We start from the raw sequence: 17,445 nt of genomic DNA on the forward strand, positions 1-17,445 counted from the left end.
TGGAAAGGGGCAACATCGCGTTCAAGGCTTGTGGGGCAGCGCCAGGTAGTCGTGGGACTGCATCTCCTGGAGTCGCGAGAGGGTGCGCTGAAACTCGAACGTCAGGCGACCGTCTCGGTAAAGCTGCTCGGCCGGGACCTCGGCAGACATCAGCAGCTTGACACCCCGGTCATAGAACTCGTCGACCATGTTGATAAAGCGCCTGGCCTGATCATCCGTCGCCCCCGTCATGCGGGTCACGTTGGAGACCAGCACGCTGTGAAACTCGCGGGCCAACTCGATGTAGTCATTCTGGCTGCGCGGACCATCACACAGCTCGGTGAACTCGAACCACACCACGTCGTCGTGCAGCCGGCGGGCGTGCAGCACCCGATGATTGATCTCGATCGGCGCCGCTTCCTCGCCCTCTTGGCCGGCGATCTCGCGGAAGCTGCGGGCCAGCTCGGCCTCGGCCGCATCATCCAGCGGCGCATGGTAGATCTCGGCACGCTCCAGGGCGCGCAGGCGATAATCGATACCCGAGTCCACGTTGATGACCTCGCAGTGACGCTCGAGCAGGTCGATGGCCGGCAGGAAGCGGGCCCGCTGCAGGCCCTCCTTGTAGAGCTCGCCGGGGACGATGTTCGAGGTCGCCACCAGCACCACGCCATGGGCAAAGAGCGACTCGAGCAGATTGGCCAGGATCATGGCATCGGTGATGTCCTTGACAAAGAACTCGTCGAAGCAGATGACACGGGCCTCGGCGGCGAACTTGGCGGCGATCAGGGTCAGCGGGTTGCGCTCGCCCTTGTAGTGCTCCAGTTCGTTGTGCACCCGCTGCATGAAGCGGTGGAAATGGGTGCGCATCTTCTCGGGAAAGGGCAGCGTCTCGAAGAAGGTATCCATCAGGTAGGTCTTGCCGCGCCCCACCCCGCCCCACAGGTAGAGGCCGTGGATCGCCGGCAGCGCCGGCTCGGAGGACGCCTCACGGTCGCGCCGACCGATCAGGCCAGCCATCCGCGACTTTAGCCCTGATCCCCGCTTCGGCGGCACCACGCGGGCAGGCGGCGTGGCCACCAGCTCGTCGTAGAGACGCTGCAGGTGCCTCACCGCCTGCTCCTGGGCGGCATCTGCCTGGAAGCCGTGGCGCTGGATATCCGCCCGATAGCGGGTCATCGGTGTCTCGACGGGCTGCGCGCCGCGGGAAGCTGTGGAGGGGGGCGTCTCGCTCATGGGAATGTCTAAAGCCTTTACTCGGGACGTTCGAGAGGAAAGATTATACGCGTCCCGCCCTGACTTCACATCGCCGACCGCCGCGTTGACCCTGCGCACTGCATCACCCCTATAATGGGAACCCGGCTCGACCCGGACAGACGACGCTCGACGCGTCGAGTCGCCCAACGCTCCAGGGAGAACGCAAGAAGTGGACGAGAGCAACATCAACGGGATGCTGGCCATCGCCTGCCTGCTGGCCGGCATTGGTATCGGAGCACTGGGCTACCACCTGCTGAACGCCAGCGCCGGCAACGCTCAGCGCCTTCGCCAGCGTCTCGCCGAACGCGAGCGGGAATTGGCGGAACTCAAGGACGGCATGGGCGACAGCCTCGAGCGCATTGCTCGGCTTGCCGAGAACCTGCAACGCGAGAGCCTGGAGCTCGAGCAGGAGGCCGAAGACGCCATGGAACATCTCGGCGCTCGCTCACTGGCTCGCCAGGCCATGGACGCCGTCTCCCCCACCGCCGCCGCGACCGCAACGACGAACGAACCCGCCGTGCCTCGGGATTACGCCGACGGCAACCGCGGCACGCTCTCCGAGGACTTTGGACTGAAAAACGGCGAAGCGTCCACCGACAAGCAGCCACCGCGCCACTGACGTCCTGACGCTTCGACAGACCCGCCCCCTAGAGTGAGGGCAGGCCCTCAGCGTCATGCAGGATTATCGATATCGACGAAGCGATGCTCGATATCACACTCCGCCGCAAGCCGTTCGCCCAGGGCCTGCACGCCATAGCGCTCGGTGGCATGATGGCCCGCCGCCAGGTAATGGATGCCCATCTCCCGCGCCAGATGGGTCGTTCGCTCCGAGATCTCGCCGGAGATGAAAGCATCGGCCCCGGCCTCCTGGGCAACGCTGATCATGTCCTGCGCCCCGCCGGTGCACCAGGCGACGCGACGGATATCGCCGCCGCCCGGCGCCTGGATCAGCAGCGGTTCACGATCCAGACAGGCGCTGATATCCCGCGCCAGGCCGGCGGCATCGAGGCCTGGCCGGGACTCGCCCAGCCACACCAGTCCCTCTCCAAGCGCGCCGTCGGCGCAGCCCGTGACGCTGAAGCCAAGCCGGCGGCCGAGCTCGGCATTGTTGCCAAGCTCGGGGTGGGCATCCAGCGGCAGATGGTAGGCCAGCAGATTGATGTCGTGAGCCAGCAGGGTCGCCAGGCGACGGCGCTTCATGCCGGTGATGGTGACCGATTCGTTCTTCCAGAAGTAGCCGTGATGCACCAGCACCAGGTCAGCCTGCCAGGCCACGGCCTCATCGAGCAGCGCCTGGCAGGCAGTCACGCCGGTCATGACCCGCTTGACGTCCTCGGTGCCCGCCACCTGCAGGCCGTTCACGGTATAGTCCTTGAAGCGATGGGGTTCGAGCCATCGGTCGCAGGCAGCGACCAGCTCATCACGATTCGCCATATAGCCTCCGGGCGTGGTCGAGTTGGCAATGTTACAATCCGCCCAGTGTAACCAGCGGGAGGACGCCCCGCGACCAAGCGCCAGCACCCTCGACAAGGACCCCGCTGCATGCGACGCACCCTGCTTCCCTATCTCTGGCCCGTGCTCATCGGTGTGCTGGCGGCCGTTGTGCTGCTCAATGCGTTTCCACAGCTGATTGGCCGACCGGCACCCCCGGCGACGCCACCCGCCACGCCGGCACTGGTGCCGTCCGATGATGCGACACGCGCCCGCGAGGCCCCGGACATCCGTCAGGCCGCCCCCCTCGTCCGCCAGCAGGGTCCAGGCAGCTATGCCGACGCGGTGGAGCGCGCCGCGCCGGCCGTCGTCAACATCTACTCGTCTCGGGTGGTCGAGCGTGAAGAGCACCCGCTGATGTCGGACCCCTTCTTCCGCCAGTTCTTCGGTGACGAGTTGCCAAGCCGCCAGCGGATGCTCTCCAGCCTCGGCTCCGGGGTCATCGTCAGTGACGATGGCTACGTGCTGACCAATCATCACGTAATCCGCGGTGCCGACCAGATCCAGGTCGCCCTGCGGGATGGTCGCGAGACCCTCGCCGAGGTGATCGGTACCGATCCCGAGAGCGACCTTGCCGTGCTGCGCATCGACCTGGAGTCGCTCCCGGTGATCAAGCTGACCGACACCACCCGGATCGCCGTGGGCGATGTCGCGCTGGCCATTGGCAACCCTTTCGGCGTCGGCCAGACGGTGACCATGGGCATCATCAGCGCCACCGGACGCAGTCATCTCGGGCTCAACGCCTACGAGGACTTCATCCAGACCGATGCCGCCATCAACCCCGGCAACTCGGGAGGCGCACTGGTCAACGCCAAGGGCGCGCTGGTCGGCATCAACACCGCCATCTTCTCGCGCTCCGGCGGCTCGCAGGGCATCGGCTTCGCGATCCCCGCCAACCTGGCCCGCAATATCCTCGACGAGCTGGTCACCCGCGGTCGCGTCATCCGCGGCTGGATGGGCATCGAGGCTCAGGAGCTCAACCAGGAACTCGCCGCCTCCTTCGGCCTGCAGACGGCGGCCGGAATGATCATTGCCGGCGTGGTGCCGAACGGCCCCGCCGACCGGGCGGGGCTGCAGCCTGGCGACGTGCTGCTGGAGGTCGATGGCCGGCCGGTGCTCGATCCGCGGCGAACCATGAGCGAGATCGCCGCGGAGGCGCCCGGCACCCGCCTGCCGCTGACCGTGGTGCGGGGCGGCGAGCGCCGGGAAGTGATCATCGAGCTCGGCGAACGCCCGACTCCGGAGGCGCGCCGAGCCGACGGGGCGTGATGCCCTTTCTCAACGACGCGGGCCCCGCCGATCGGCGGGGCCCGCGTCCCTCGAGCCAGCAGGCAGGCCACCCGGCATGCGGAACCTCACGGCGTTAGACGATACTCGGCCGAGCGCGCATGGGCGGTGAGCGACTCCCCCCTGGCCAGCGTCGAGGCCACCTTGCCGAGTTCTCCGGCGCCCTCTGCCGAACAGTGGATGATCGAGGAACGCTTCTGGAAGTCGTAGACCCCCAACGGTGAAGAGAAGCGCGCCGTTCCCGAGGTGGGCAGCACGTGGTTGGGGCCGGCACAGTAATCGCCCAGTGCCTCGGCCGTATAGCGCCCCATGAAGATGGCACCGGCATGCCGGACCTCCGACAGCCAGCCTTCGGGATTGGCCACCGAGAGCTCCAGGTGCTCCGGCGCAATGCGATTGATCAGGGCCACCGCCTCATCACGATCCCGGCAGTGGATCAGTGCACCACGACGGGCCAGCGACTCTCGCACGATAGGGGCACGCTCCAGCGTCGGCAGCAGCCGAGCGATCGATGCCTCCACCGCCTGCAGGTGCTCGAGATCCCAGCTCACCAGCACTGCCTGGGCATCCTCGTCGTGCTCCGCCTGGGAGAACAAGTCCATGGCCAGCCAATCCGGATCCGTACCGCCGTCCGAGATCACCAGGATCTCCGAGGGGCCAGCGATCATGTCGATACCCACCTGGCCGAATACCGCCCGCTTGGCGGTCGCCACATAAATGTTCCCCGGGCCGACGACCTTGTCCACGCGCGGCACCGTCTCGGTGCCAAAGGCCAGCGCCGCCACCGCCTGGGCGCCGCCCAGGGTAAAGACATGGTCGACGCCGGCCAGATAGGCCGCGGCCAGTACCAGCTCGTTGAGGATGCCATCGGGGGTGGGGACCACCATCACGATCTCACGTACGCCGGCCACATGGGCAGGAATGGCATTCATCAGCACCGAGGAGGGGTAAGCCGCCTTGCCACCCGGCACATAAATGCCTGCGCGATCCAGGGGCGTGACCTGCTGGCCAAGCACGGTGCCATCGGCCTCGGTGTAGTGCCAGGAGGCCGGCTTCTGGTGCTCGTGATAGGCACGAATGCGCTCGGCAGCGCTCGACAGCGCCTCGCGCTGCTCCGTCGGCAGCCCCTCGAAGGCCTGGCGCAGCCGGCCCTCGCTCAGGGTCAGCTCGGCCATGGACGTCACGGCGAGTCGATCGAAGCGGTTCGAGTACTCGACCAGTGCCGCGTCGCCCTGCGCCTTGACGGCAGCGAGGATCTCGTCGACACGCCGCTGGACCTCGGCATCGGAGACCCCCTCCCAGGCCAGCAGGTCGGCCAGGCAACGATCGAAATCGGCCTGCGAGGTCGTCAGCCGCGCGATGTCGACGCCGTCGGTAGGGGATGGGCTCATGGCAGTCGCTTCCTCTCGAAAGGGGTTGGTCATCTAAGGACATTGATGCAGCACCGGGCCGCAGGCAATGCCGATCTGGCTATGGCGCCGACACGGCAAGGCTATCGCGACGTACCGCCACCGCCTCGCGCAGGCGCGCGATAAGCGGTTTCAGGCGATCGTGCTTCATGGTCATGGCCGCCTTGTTGACCACCAGCCGCGTACTGACCGGCGCGATCAACTCACGCGGCTCCATGCCGTTGGCCCGCAGGGTGTTGCCGGTATCGACGATATCGACGATCTCGTCGGCCAGGTTCATCAGCGGCGCCAGTTCCATGGCCCCGTACAGCTTGATCACCTCGGCCTGGATCCCCTGCTCGGCATAGTAGCGGCGCGCCACATTGACGAACTTGGTGGCCACCCGCCGGCGAGCCCGGGCCGGCTCGGCCCCGGTGATGCCGGCAGTCATCAGCTTGCAGCGGGCAATCTCCAGATCAAGGGGCTCGTAGAGGCCCTCGACGCCATGCTCGAGCAGCACGTCCTTGCCGGCCACGCCGAGATCCGCCGCGCCGAGTTGTACATAGGTCGGCACGTCCGTCGCCCGGATGACCACCAGCTTGACGTCCGGCAGGTTGGTGTCGAACAGCAGCTTGCGGCTCTTGCCCAGGTCCTCGACCGGGGCGATGCCGGCATCCGCCAGCAGCGGCAGGGTCTCGTCGAGAATACGGCCCTTGGAGAGGGCCAGAATCAGTTGCTTGCTCATGGTCTCGCCTGTTGGTCGACTCAGCCGGGGATGCGCCGGATGCGCGCGCCCAGCAGCTGCAGTTTTTCCTCGATGCACTCGTAGCCGCGGTCGATATGGTAGATCCGGTCGACCAGGGTCTCGCCCTCGGCCATCATCGCCGCGATCACCAGCGAGGCGGAAGCGCGCAGGTCGGTGGCCATCACCGGTGCCCCGGAGAGCGTCTCGACCCCGGTGATCACCGCGGTGTTGCCCTCAAGGGCGATGTCGGCCCCCATGCGGTTGAGCTCCTGAACGTGCATGAAGCGGTTCTCGAAGATGGTCTCCACCACCCGGGCGGTGCCCTCGGCCACCGCGTTCATGGCCACGAACTGCGCCTGCATGTCGGTGGGAAAGGCCGGATAGGGCGCGGTGCGCACGTTGACCGCCTTCGGCCGCCTGCCCTGCATGTCGAGCGCGATCCAGCCCTCGCCGGTGGTGATGGTGGCCCCCGCCTCCTCGAGCTTGGCCAGCACCGCATCGAGGATGTCGGCGCGCGTATTGCGCACCCGCACCTTGCCCCGCGAAAGCGCCGCCGCGACCAGAAAGGTGCCGGTCTCGATGCGGTCGGGCATGACGTCATGGTAGGCGCCGTGCAGCCGCTCGACGCCCTCGACGACGATGGTGTCGGTGCCGTGGCCGCGGATCCTCGCACCCATCTTGATCAGGCACTCGGCCAGGTCGACCACCTCGGGTTCCCGGGCGGCGTTTTCCAGCACCGTGGTGCCGTCCGCCAGGGTCGCCGCCATCAGCAGGTTCTCGGTGCCGGTCACGGTGACCGTATCGAAGAAGATGGTCGCGCCGTGCAGGCGGCCATCGACCCGCGCCCGGATGTAGCCGGCCTCGACGCTGACTTCGGCCCCCATGGCCTCGAGGCCGCGGAGGTGCAGATCCACCGGGCGCGAGCCGATGGCACAGCCGCCGGGCAGCGAGACGTCCGCATGGCCGAAATGCGCCAGCAGCGGGCCGAGCACCAGAATCGAGGCGCGCATCTTCTTGACCAGCTCGTAGGGGGCATGACAGTGGGTGACCTGAGAGCCGTCGAGCTGGATGCACATCCTGTCGCCCATCACGGCCTCGACGCCCATGTGGCCAAGCAGTTCCAGAGTGGTAGTGATGTCCTGCAGATGTGGCAGGTTGCCGATGGTCACCGGCTCGTCGGCCAGCAAGGTCGCACAAAGGATCGGCAGCGCGGCATTCTTGGCGCCGCTGGCCCAGACCTCGCCATCGACGGGGCCACTGCCGGTAATGATCAGCTTGTCCATGTAAGGTCGACCCTCAGGCCCCCTGATTGTCGGTGGCGGCCTGCCACTGCTGCGGCGTGTAGGTCTTGATGCTCACGGCATGCAGGGCACCGGAGGCGATCTCCTCGGAGAGCGCGCCATAGATCATCTGCTGGCGCTTGACCGGCGAGAGCCCCTCGAAGACCTCGCCCACGGCGATCACCTGGAAGTTGCAGCCTTCGCCTTGGATATGGAACTCGCAGCCGTCGAGTCGGCTCTCGAGCAGCGCCTTCACTTCGCTCGGTTGCATGGCACCGGCACTCCTGTGGTTCATCGATTCGTCGCAAGCACCCTGCCGACGGCCATGTCGCGGCCGTCGATGGCAGAGGTTTCATGGCAGCACATGGTAAAGAAAAGCACCGCACTTGGCGATGGGACGACAGGCGTAACTCAGGCGGTGGCCGGCTCAGCGAGCGGCAGCAGGGTATCGAGCCCGGCGACGCGGGTCAGGCGCTCGAGAGGAACCGAGAGCCGCACGGCGGCCACCTCGACGCCGGCGTCGCGAGCCTGACGGGTCCACTCCAGCAGCACGCTCAGCGCGGCGCTGCTGACCCGGCCGACCCCGCTCAGGTCGAAGACCACCTCAGTGCCGGACGGCTGCTCGGCCAGCCAGGCGCTGCCCGCCCCGGCCATCGCCGAGGCGCCTTCGAAACCCACTTCTCCGGTCACGGCAAGGCAGCTGCCGTCGACCTCGAGAGAAGAGCTATGCTGCTCCAGCAGCACGCTCATGCTCGACCGCCCTGCTCCAGTTCCTCGACGTCAAGCTCGGGGGCCCAGCCATCGATGACCGCGTCATAGTCGCGATTATGCTCGCGCATGGCCTGGTCGAACTGATTGCGGAACGTCAGTCCCAGGTTGATGCCGTTGACGATCACGTTGACCACCTTCCACTGGCCGTTATCCAGCCGCAGCGAGTAGCTGACGGGATAGACGCTGCCATCGTTGGCCACCACCTCCATGGCCACGCTGGCCTGGTCCTCATAGCGCGACGCCTGCTGGTTGTCGAGCACGCGTATCTCGCGATAATCGAAGGTGACCAGGCCCTTGGTATAGGTATCGATCAGGGTCTTGCGGAAGGTATCGACGAAGCGCGACCGCTGTTGTGGCGTTGCATTACCGAAGTAGCGCCCCATCACGCTGGCCGCGATGTAACGGAAGTCGGCCACCTCCTCGAGGCTATCGTCGACGATCGCCTTGAGCTCGTCGATGTTGTCGGCGAAGTACGTCTCGCGTCCCTCGATCTGCGTCATGAGATCTTTGATGCTGTCGCGGATCATCTGCTCGGGGCGCTGGTCGGACTCGGCAGCCATCAGCGGCAGCGCCATCAGTGACAGCACGAGCCCGGCGAAAAGCGCGCGAAGGGTCATCATCTTCATCTGGTTCACTCCTTGGTCATGCTGGTCACGAACTGCTGGATCAGCTGTTCCAGCACCAGTGCCGACTGGGTATCGCGCAGGGTATCGCCATCAGCGAGCGTCTCGGGTGCGCCCCCCAACGAGAGCCCGATATACTGCTCCCCCAGCAGGCCCGCGGTGAGAATGGCGGCCGTGCTGTCCTCTGGAATATGGCCCTCGAGCTCTCCATCGAGCTCCATCACCACGCGTGCATCGTACCACTCGGTGTCCAGTTCAATGACCTCGACCCGCCCCACCGTGACGCCCGCCATGGTGACTCGCGCGCGCTGCTTGAGGCTCCCGATATTGGCGAAATTGGCTTCCAGGCGGAAGGACTCGCTGGGCAGCGTGAGACTCAGGCCACTGACCTTCAGTCCCAGGAACACCAGCCCCAGGATGCCTGCCAGCATGAACAGGCCGACACCCAGTTCCATCGTCTTGCTACGCTTCATCCGTTTGCTCCGAACATCAGGAAAGCTCTCCGAACATCAGGGCGGTGAGCACGAAATCCAGGCCCAGTACCGCCAGAGAGGAATAGACCACCGTGCGGGTGGTGGCACGTGAGATGCCTTCCGAGGTGGGAATCAGGTCATAGCCCTGGAACACCGCAATCCAGGTCACCACCAAAGCAAACACCAGGCTCTTGATCATGCCATTGCCGATGTCGTCAATGAACGCCACGCTGGCCTGCATATTGCCCCAGTAGGAGCCCTCGAAGACGCCGAGCCACTCGACGCCGACCAGTTGGCCGCCCCAGATGCCCACCACGCTGAAGCCGATGGTCAGCAGCGGCAGGGCCACGAAGCCGGCCCAAAGCCGAGGGGCCACAACGCGCCGCAGCGGGTCGACGCCGATCATCTCCATGCTGGTCAACTGCTCGGTGGCCTTCATCAGGCCGATCTCGGCGGTCAGGGCAGAACCGGCACGGCCGGCGAACAGCAGCGCTGCCACTACCGGTCCCAGTTCACGCAGCAGGGAAAGGGCGACCATCTGGCCCAGCGCCTGCTCGGCCCCGAAGTCGACCAGGATCGTGTAACCCTGCAGCGCCAGCACCATGCCGATGAACAACCCCGAGACCAGCACGATGGCCAGCGACATGACGCCGACGAAGTGCATCTGACGCACCCAGAGGGCGAAGCCCGCTCGGGAGGGCACCCCGACCGCCGACTGGCCGAGGAAGATGCCGGCCCGGCCCAATGACTCCAGCAGGTCGCAGCCGCGCCGCCCCAGGTGTCGGATCCGCTCGATCATCGTGGCCCCCCACTGCCCAGGATATCGGCGTGGAAATCTATCGCCGGATAGTGAAAGGGCACCGGCCCATCAGGCTCGCCATGCATGAACTGGCTGACCCTGGGGTCGCGGTCCGCGTCGAGATGTTGCGGCGTGCCATGGGCCATCACCTGGCCATCGGCGATCACATAGACGTAGTCAGCGATGGACAGCGTCTCCTTGATGTCGTGGGACACGATCACGGCCGTCAACCCCAGCGCCTCGTTGAGACGCTTGATCAGCTGCACCAGCACGCCCATGGAGATGGGATCCTGTCCGGCGAAGGGCTCGTCGTAGAGGATCAGCTCAGGGTCCAGGGCGATGGCGCGCGCCAGCGCTACTCGGCGCGCCATGCCGCCGGAGAGTTCGGAGGGCATCAGCTCCCGCGCCCCGCGAAGCCCCACGGCCTGAAGCTTCATCAGCACCACGTCGCGGATCATGGCCTCAGGAAGGTCGGTATGCACCCGCAACGGAAAAGCCACGTTCTCGTAGACGTCGAGGTCGGAAAACAGCGCCCCGCTCTGAAACAGCATGCCCATCCGCCGGCGCATCACGAACAGCGCCTTGCGCGACAGCGCATGGACGTCCTGGCCACCGATGGAGACACGCCCCGCATCGGGGATCAACTGGCCGCCGATCATCTTGAGCAGGGTGGTCTTGCCAGTACCGCTGGGCCCCATGATGGCCGTGATCCGACCACGCGGAATCACAAGATCCACGCCGCGAAAGATCTCCATCTCGCCGCGCGAGAAGTGCAGGCTCTCCACTTCCACGAGGGGGGAGTCTTCCATTGGTTAATCTTCCGTCAAGAATGTTATCGAACATCGTATCCTAACCATGGCCAGAGGCGCCAGCGTTCCTCGCGTCTTGCACCGCCAGGGGTCGGCATGTTCAATGTGCGCCCCAAACTCATCGCCTCGGACTGCACCATGCTCCTGCCACTGATGATTGTGATGCTCGGCTTCGTCGGCCTGCTGTGGAGCGCCGACCGTTTTGTCGGTGCGGCCGCGGCCACCGCCTGGCGGGCCGGCATGAGCACCTTGCTGGTGGGGATGACCGTCGTATCACTGGGCACCTCGGCACCGGAGATCGTGGTCTCGGTGATGGCCTCGCTGGAGGGTATCCCCGATCTCGCCATCGGCAATGCGCTGGGCTCCAACATCGCCAATATCGCGCTGGTGCTGGGCGTGACCGCCCTGGTGGTACCGGTCCCGGTGCGTTTCTCCATCGTGCGCCGCGAGCTGCCACTGCTGCTCGGCGCCACCGGCCTTGCCGGCTACGCCCTGGCCAACGGTCACCTCGACCGCCTCGATGGCGGACTCTTGCTGGCGCTGCTGGTGTTCAGCCTGTGGTGGCTGTTCCGTGCCGACACCCCCGACGAGGACAATACCGGCGAAATTCCCGGGATGTCGCTGGGCCAGGCGTTGATCTGGCTGGTGGTCACCCTGGTCATCATGGTAGCCAGTTCGCGCGCCCTGGTGTGGGGCGCCAGCGAGCTGGCCCGGGGGCTCGGCGTCAGCGAACTGGTGATCGGCCTGACCGTAGTGGCCATCGGCACCAGCCTGCCGGAGCTGGCAGCCTGCGTAGCCAGTGCTCTCAAGCGTCACCACGATCTGGCCGTCGGAAACGTCATCGGCTCCAACCTCTTCAACCTGCTGACCGTGCTCCCGGTGCCGGCGCTGCTGGTCCCGGGTGCCACGGACCCCGCCGCCGCGGCTCGCGACTATCCGGTGATGCTGGTGCTGACCCTGGCCCTGGGGGCCCTACTGCTGTGGAACCGCCACGGCCAGCTGGGCCGCCTGGCGGGGGGACTGCTGGTACTGGCCTATGCCGGCTACCTGATCTGGCTCGGCAGCGCCGGCCCCTCCACCGTCGGCTGATGCCCCCTTGAGTGAAACCCCACAACGGGCAACAATCACTGCCATGACCCATGACACCCCCTCAGTGGCCGGCACGTCCCTCCTGCGCGAGAGTGCCCGCCGCACCCTGGACCTGGAACAGCAGGCCATCGCCGCCCTGGCCGCGCGCCTCGACGACGCCTTCGACCACGCCTGCGAGCTGATCCTGGCCTGTCGCGGACGCGTGGTGGTCACCGGCATGGGCAAGTCGGGCCATGTCGCCGGCAAGATTGCCGCCACCCTGGCCAGCACCGGCACCCCCGCTTTCTTCGTGCATCCGGGCGAGGCCAGCCACGGCGACCTGGGCATGATCACCCCCGGCGACGTGGTGCTGGCGCTCTCCAATTCCGGCGAGACCGCCGAGGTCACCGCCCTGCTGCCGCTACTCAAGCGCATGGGCTCACCGCTGATCAGCATGACCGGACGGCCGGGATCGACCCTGGCGCGACACGCCGATGCCCACCTGGATGCCGGCGTCGAGCGCGAGGCGTGCCCGCTGGACCTGGCCCCGACATCATCCACCACCGCCGCCCTGGCGTTGGGTGACGCCCTGGCAGTGGCGCTGCTCGAGTCGCGCGGCTTTACCGCCGAGGACTTCGCCCTCTCCCACCCTGGCGGCAGCCTGGGCAAGCGCCTGCTGCTGCGGGTGGCCGACCTGATGCATGAAGGCCCGCGACTGCCCCGAGTCGCCCTCGGCAGCCCGCTGCGCGACGCCCTGCTGGAGATCACCCGCCAGGGATTGGGCTTCACCTGCGTGATCGATGCCGACGGTTACCTCGCCGGGGTCTATACCGACGGCGATCTGCGTCGCACCCTCGACCAGCACAGCGACCTCTCGGGCCTCTGCGTCGATGATGTCATGACCCGACCGGGCAAGCGGGTGGCCCCCGATACCCTGGCGGCGGAAGCGGTACGCATCATGGAAGACAGCCGTATTTCGGCGCTGGCCGTCGTCGATGCCGACGGCCGACCGGTTGGCGCCCTGCATATGCACGACCTGCTGGCCAGCGGCGTCATCTGACGCCGCTGCCTCCACCCATCCACGCCCCAGACCGCCGGAGACACCATGACCCTCGACTCCCCCTTGCTCGACAGCCACCTCGTCGACCGCCTGCGCCACGTCCGCCTGCTCGCGCTGGACGTGGACGGTGTGCTCACCGACGGCCGCCTCTACTTCCAGGCCGATGGCGTCGAGATCAAGGCCTTTCACACCCACGACGGCCATGGCATCAAGCTGGTGCAGCGTGCCGGCATCGTGGTGGCCTTTATCACCGGCCGCAACTCGCCGATGGTCAGCCGGCGCGCCGCCGCGCTGGGGGTCAAGCATGTCTTCCAGGGGGCCGAGAAAAAACTCAGCGTGCTGCGCGAACTGTGCAGCCGCCTGGAGCTGGACCTTGAACAGGTTGCCTACTGCGGCGACGACATGCCCGACGTGGCCGCCATACGGCGCGCCGGCGTCGGCATCAGCGTGCCTGGCGCCCCGGCCTATATCCGCAAGCATGCCGACTGGGTCACCGAATCCGTGGGCGGCCATGGGGCCGTGCGCGAGATCTGCGACACCCTGCTGCAGACCCAGGGGCACTGGGACGCCGTGCTCGACACCTACCTGCACGGCGCGAGCTGATTGATGCGCCTGCCGCGGCCCGGCTTCCGAAGCACGCTGTTGCTGCTGCTGCTCGCTCTGGGCGGCGGCATGGCGCTGCTCGACCTGGAGCCGCCGGTTCCCGGCCCGGTGCCGGGCGGGGAAGCCGGGGAGCCGGACTACTATCTGGAGGACGCGCGGCTGACCCGTTTCGATGCCCAGGGACGCCCCCATCAGCGGCTCGTCACCCCGCGCCTGACCCATACCCCACATGACGACGTCACGCGTCTGGACCAGCCGGAGGCAAGACTGATCGACAACGCGGGTCGGGGCTGGCTGGCCAGTGGCGAGCGCGGCTCCCTGGGAGCGAACGGCGACCTGCTGACCCTCTCGGGCAATGCGCGGCTCCTGGCCCCCGCCGAGCGCTGGCAGCTCGATACCGAGGTGCTCCACTTCGATGCCGACAGCGGCCATGCCTGGAGCGATACGCCAACTCTGCTGCGCCAGCCACCGCAGCGCATGCGCGGCGAACGCTTCGACGCCTGGATCCATGACAACCGTGTTCGGCTGACCGACAATGTGCGCGGATACCATCCGCCCGACACCCGCGAGGAGCCCGAGTCATGACGCGCCCCCCCTTCGCCCCCTTGCTGACCCTGGGTATTGTCGGCTTGTTGATGGGCAGTGCCCCGACCCTGGCCCTGGAGGGCGATGCCAGCGCCCCGATCGAGGTCGAGGCCGACCGCCTCGACCTTGACGACCGCGCCGGCACCGCCGTCTACCGCGGCAACGTGGACATCCGCCAGGGCAGCATGCAGCTGACCGGTGCCCGGGTAGAAATCCAGCGCAACGACCAGGGCCAGCTGTCCCGTGCCACCGCCAGCGGCGAGCGGGCCTACATCGAACAGCGACCCGCGCCAGACGAGCCCCTGGTGCGTGGCTGGGGACGGACTATCGTCTACCATGTCGCCGAGCGTCGCATCGAGCTGATCGACCGCGCCGAGCTGCACCGGGGCGGTGATACCTTCGATGGCGGCTACCTGGAGTACTTTCTCGACCGTCGCGTGGTCCAGGCCCGCGCCGAGGCCGAGGGCGTCGAGGAACGCCAGCGCGTGCGCATGACCCTCGAACCCGAACAGTCGGGCAGCCAACAATGAAGACCCTGAACGCCCGCCACCTGGCCAAGAGCTACAAGCGTCGCCGGGTGGTGCAGGATATCAGCCTCTCCATCGAGCAGGGACGGATCGTCGGGCTGCTGGGTCCCAACGGGGCCGGCAAGACCACCTCGTTCTACATGATTGTCGGGCTGGTACGGGCCGACGCCGGGGAGGTCCTCATCGACGACCTCGACCTCTCCACGGCGGCCATGCACGAACGCGCTCGTGCCGGCATCGGCTACCTGCCCCAGGAGGCCTCGATCTTTCGCAAGCTGTCGGTCGCCGACAACATCATGGCGATCCTCGAGACCCGCAAGGACCTCGACCGCGCCGCACGCGGGGCCCGGCTCGAGCAGCTGCTCGAGGACTTTCACGTGACGCATATCCGCGACAACCTCGGCATGAGCCTCTCCGGGGGCGAGCGCCGCCGCGTCGAGATCGCCAGGGCCCTGGCAACCGAGCCCGCCTTCATTCTGCTCGACGAGCCCTTCGCCGGCGTCGACCCCATCTCGGTGGGTGAAATCAAGAGCATCATCCGCCAACTCAAGGCACGCGACATCGGGGTGCTGATCACCGATCACAACGTGCGCGATACCCTGGACATCTGCGATACCGCCTACATCGTCGGCGACGGTCGCATCATCGCCGATGGCTCTCCCCAGACGATCCTTGCCGACCAGCGCGTCCGCGAGGTCTATCTGGGCGAGGACTTCCGCCTCTGACCGCAGCCCTCTGATATAACTGTCGTTATCATGCGACGGCATGAAGATTGCGCATGGCACGATTGTTGCAGATTTTGCGCTTGCATGCCCCCTGGCCAGCGGCTAGGGTTGGGGTTTTCGGCAAGTCGAGGGCATTCGTCTCATGGCCATGAAGGCGTCCCTGCAACTGCGCGTCGGCACCCAGCTGACCATGACCCCGCAGCTGCAGCAGGCCATCGCCCTGCTGCAGCTCTCGACCCTGGATCTGCGCCAGGAGATCCAGCAGGCGCTGGAATCCAACCCGATGCTCGAGGTCGAGGACGACTTCGGCGAGCAGGCGGTGAGCGAGGCAGCCGACGAGGAGTGGGCCAGCGAGATCCCCGACCAGCTCAGCACCGACAGTGACTGGTCCGACACCTATCAGGACCTGGGTACCGCGCCCGCCGGCAGCGGTGGCGAGGGCCCTGACTTCGAACGCCAGGCATCAGGCCAGAGCCTCCAGAGCCACCTGGCCTGGCAGCTGGCCATGACCGATCTGGATGCGCGCCAGCAGCGCATCGCCGAGAACCTGATCGACGCCGTCAACGGCGACGGCTACCTGATACAGCCGCTGGAGGAAATCCGTGACGGCCTCAAGGATCAGGGTCTCGAGGGCCTCAAGTCCCGTGAGGTCGAGCAGGTGCTGTTGCGCCTGCAGCAGTTCGAGCCCACCGGCATCTTTGCTCGTGACCTGCGCGAGTGCCTGATGCTGCAGCTGGCCAGCCTGCCCGACGATACGCCGCTGCTGCCGCAGGCCCGCCGCCTGGTCCGCCAGTTCCTCGAGGCCCTCGGCGGCGACGACCGTCGCCTTCTGAAGCGCCGCCTCGGTCTCGACGACGCGGCCCTGGAGACGGTAATCGCGCTGGTGCGCTCGCTGGACCCGCGCCCCGGCAGCGCCTTCACCGACAGCGACAGCTCTTATGTCATCCCCGACCTGATTGCCCGCCACACCCGCGATGGCTGGCAGGTGGAGCTGAATCCCGAGGCCATGCCGCGCCTGCGCATCCAGCCCGACTATGCTGCCCTGATCCGACGAGCCGACAAGAGCGATGACAACCAGTTTCTCAAGGACCACCTGCAGGAAGCACGCTGGCTGATGAAGAGCCTCTCCAGCCGCAACGACACCCTGCTGCGCGTGGGCCGCGAGATCATGGTGCGTCAGCTCGACTTCCTGGAGCACGGTGAGGAGGCGATGAAGCCGCTGATCCTGGCCGATATCGCCCAGGTCGTGGAAATGCACGAGTCGACCATCTCACGCGTCACGACCCAGAAGTTCATCCACACGCCACGCGGCATGTTCGAACTCAAGTACTTCTTCTCCAGCCAGGTGGGGGGCGGCAGCGGCGAGGGGGATGCTCACTCCAGCACCGCCATCCGCGCGCGGATTCGCAAGCTGATCCAGGACGAGCCTGCCCGCAAGCCGCTCTCCGACAGCAAGCTGGTCACCCTGCTCGGCGAGGCCGGCATCAGCGTCGCACGGCGCACCGTGGCAAAGTACCGCGAAGCGATGGATATCCCCTCCTCCAGCGAACGCAAGCGGTTGAAATGACGCCGCTCGTGCGGCTCCTGAATCCCCTCGCCCGAGGGGCTATGCAGAACAGCAAAAAGGGTTACAATCGACCCATCACCCGAAAGAGCAAGGAGCGTGTCATGCAAGTCAACATCACCGGCCATCATATGGAACTGACCGACGCCCTGCGTGACTATGTGCAAGAGAAGCTCGCCCGCGTGGAGCGTCACTACGACAACATCACCACCGTGCAGGTCACCCTCTCCGTGGAAAAGGAGCGCCAGCAGGCGGCCTGCACCCTGCACGCAGCCGGTGCCGACCTCCATGCCGAAGCCATGGATAATGACATGTATGCCGCCATCGATGCGCTGGCCGACAAGCTCGACCGCCAGCTCGTCAAGCACAAGGAAAAAGCCCAGGCCCGCGCCCAGGGCGCCGGCGCTCGCTGAT

21 protein-coding genes are annotated in these 17,445 nt (G+C 66.6%); 10 read left to right on the forward strand and 11 right to left on the reverse strand.

Features of this window, described 5'->3' with window-relative positions; all coding sequences use genetic code 11:
* Positions 1-21 precede the first annotated feature (21 nt).
* The gene (gene zapE / locus FHR95_RS05240) at positions 22-1,212 is read right to left on the reverse strand and encodes a cell division protein ZapE (RefSeq protein WP_183313623.1); all 1,191 of its coding nucleotides are present in this window, start codon (positions 1,210-1,212) and stop codon (positions 22-24) included.
* Between the two features lie 190 nt (positions 1,213-1,402).
* On the opposite strand from zapE, the gene FHR95_RS05245 reads away from it, so the two are divergent.
* Entirely contained in the window at positions 1,403-1,852 is a 450-nt protein-coding gene (locus FHR95_RS05245) for a ZapG family protein (protein WP_183313624.1), read from the forward strand.
* 53 nt (positions 1,853-1,905) lie between these two features.
* Here FHR95_RS05245 and FHR95_RS05250 read toward each other — a convergent pair whose 3' ends face one another.
* Complete coding sequence (locus FHR95_RS05250; protein ID WP_183313625.1) at positions 1,906-2,667, reverse strand: Nif3-like dinuclear metal center hexameric protein; 762 nt, start codon at positions 2,665-2,667, stop codon at positions 1,906-1,908.
* Positions 2,668-2,775: 108 nt separating this feature from the next.
* On the opposite strand from FHR95_RS05250, the gene FHR95_RS05255 reads away from it, so the two are divergent.
* Entirely contained in the window at positions 2,776-3,993 is a 1,218-nt protein-coding gene (locus tag FHR95_RS05255; protein WP_183313626.1) for a Do family serine endopeptidase, read from the forward strand.
* Between the two features lie 86 nt (positions 3,994-4,079).
* Here FHR95_RS05255 and hisD read toward each other — a convergent pair whose 3' ends face one another.
* From hisD to FHR95_RS05300, 9 genes are all read right to left on the reverse strand, one after another.
* On the reverse strand, positions 4,080-5,402 hold the full coding sequence (gene hisD, locus FHR95_RS05260) for a histidinol dehydrogenase (RefSeq protein ID WP_040187583.1): 1,323 nt from the start codon (positions 5,400-5,402) through the stop codon (positions 4,080-4,082).
* Between the two features lie 79 nt (positions 5,403-5,481).
* Positions 5,482-6,144: an ATP phosphoribosyltransferase gene (hisG, locus tag FHR95_RS05265; RefSeq protein ID WP_040187584.1), complete on the reverse strand. Its 663-nt coding sequence runs from the start codon at positions 6,142-6,144 to the stop codon at positions 5,482-5,484.
* A 20-nt stretch (positions 6,145-6,164) separates the two neighbouring features.
* Positions 6,165-7,427, reverse strand: coding sequence for a UDP-N-acetylglucosamine 1-carboxyvinyltransferase (gene murA / locus FHR95_RS05270; RefSeq protein WP_040187585.1), 1,263 nt, complete (start codon positions 7,425-7,427; stop codon positions 6,165-6,167).
* Between the two features lie 13 nt (positions 7,428-7,440).
* Positions 7,441-7,695 (reverse strand): BolA family protein, encoded by a 255-nt coding sequence (locus FHR95_RS05275; RefSeq protein ID WP_183313627.1) that lies wholly within the window; start codon positions 7,693-7,695, stop codon positions 7,441-7,443.
* A gap of 140 nt (positions 7,696-7,835) precedes the next feature.
* Entirely contained in the window at positions 7,836-8,174 is a 339-nt protein-coding gene (locus tag FHR95_RS05280) for an STAS domain-containing protein (protein ID WP_040187587.1), read from the reverse strand.
* Positions 8,171-8,812 (reverse strand): MlaC/ttg2D family ABC transporter substrate-binding protein, encoded by a 642-nt coding sequence (locus FHR95_RS05285; protein WP_183313742.1) that lies wholly within the window; start codon positions 8,810-8,812, stop codon positions 8,171-8,173. Before FHR95_RS05285 ends, FHR95_RS05280 begins: the two co-directional genes overlap by 4 nt.
* 14 nt (positions 8,813-8,826) lie before the next feature.
* A complete protein-coding gene (gene mlaD, locus FHR95_RS05290) occupies positions 8,827-9,291 on the reverse strand; it encodes an outer membrane lipid asymmetry maintenance protein MlaD (RefSeq protein ID WP_040187588.1) in 465 nt (154 codons plus the stop codon).
* Positions 9,292-9,307: 16 nt separating this feature from the next.
* On the reverse strand, positions 9,308-10,090 hold the full coding sequence (gene mlaE, locus FHR95_RS05295; RefSeq protein ID WP_183313628.1) for a lipid asymmetry maintenance ABC transporter permease subunit MlaE: 783 nt from the start codon (positions 10,088-10,090) through the stop codon (positions 9,308-9,310).
* Positions 10,087-10,899, reverse strand: a complete 813-nt coding sequence (locus FHR95_RS05300; protein WP_183313629.1) for an ABC transporter ATP-binding protein — start codon at positions 10,897-10,899, stop codon at positions 10,087-10,089. Before FHR95_RS05300 ends, mlaE begins: the two co-directional genes overlap by 4 nt.
* 138 nt (positions 10,900-11,037) lie before the next feature.
* Between FHR95_RS05300 and FHR95_RS05305 the strand changes: the two genes are divergently transcribed.
* The 8 genes from FHR95_RS05305 to hpf all read left to right on the forward strand — a co-directional run bounded on the left by FHR95_RS05305 (position 11,038) and on the right by hpf (position 17,444).
* Positions 11,038-11,988 (forward strand): calcium/sodium antiporter, encoded by a 951-nt coding sequence (locus FHR95_RS05305; RefSeq protein ID WP_183313630.1) that lies wholly within the window; start codon positions 11,038-11,040, stop codon positions 11,986-11,988.
* 43 nt (positions 11,989-12,031) lie between these two features.
* Entirely contained in the window at positions 12,032-13,027 is a 996-nt protein-coding gene (locus tag FHR95_RS05310) for a KpsF/GutQ family sugar-phosphate isomerase (protein WP_183313631.1), read from the forward strand.
* 45 nt (positions 13,028-13,072) lie between these two features.
* Positions 13,073-13,630, forward strand: coding sequence for a KdsC family phosphatase (locus tag FHR95_RS05315; RefSeq protein WP_040187591.1), 558 nt, complete (start codon positions 13,073-13,075; stop codon positions 13,628-13,630).
* A gap of 3 nt (positions 13,631-13,633) precedes the next feature.
* Entirely contained in the window at positions 13,634-14,215 is a 582-nt protein-coding gene (gene lptC / locus FHR95_RS05320; protein ID WP_183313632.1) for an LPS export ABC transporter periplasmic protein LptC, read from the forward strand.
* On the forward strand, positions 14,212-14,745 hold the full coding sequence (lptA, locus tag FHR95_RS05325; protein ID WP_040187592.1) for a lipopolysaccharide transport periplasmic protein LptA: 534 nt from the start codon (positions 14,212-14,214) through the stop codon (positions 14,743-14,745). The genes lptC and lptA overlap by 4 nt, the downstream gene beginning before the upstream one ends.
* Complete coding sequence (lptB, locus tag FHR95_RS05330) at positions 14,742-15,467, forward strand: LPS export ABC transporter ATP-binding protein (protein WP_040187593.1); 726 nt, start codon at positions 14,742-14,744, stop codon at positions 15,465-15,467. The genes lptA and lptB overlap by 4 nt, the downstream gene beginning before the upstream one ends.
* A 142-nt stretch (positions 15,468-15,609) precedes the next feature.
* Positions 15,610-17,034, forward strand: a complete 1,425-nt coding sequence (locus FHR95_RS05335) for an RNA polymerase factor sigma-54 (protein ID WP_183313633.1) — start codon at positions 15,610-15,612, stop codon at positions 17,032-17,034.
* Between the two features lie 101 nt (positions 17,035-17,135).
* The gene (gene hpf / locus FHR95_RS05340; protein ID WP_040187595.1) at positions 17,136-17,444 is read left to right on the forward strand and encodes a ribosome hibernation-promoting factor, HPF/YfiA family; all 309 of its coding nucleotides are present in this window, start codon (positions 17,136-17,138) and stop codon (positions 17,442-17,444) included.
* Position 17,445: the final 1 nt, after the last annotated feature.

This window comes from Halomonas fontilapidosi (assembly GCF_014192285.1).
Classification (GTDB): domain Bacteria; phylum Pseudomonadota; class Gammaproteobacteria; order Pseudomonadales; family Halomonadaceae; genus Halomonas; species Halomonas fontilapidosi.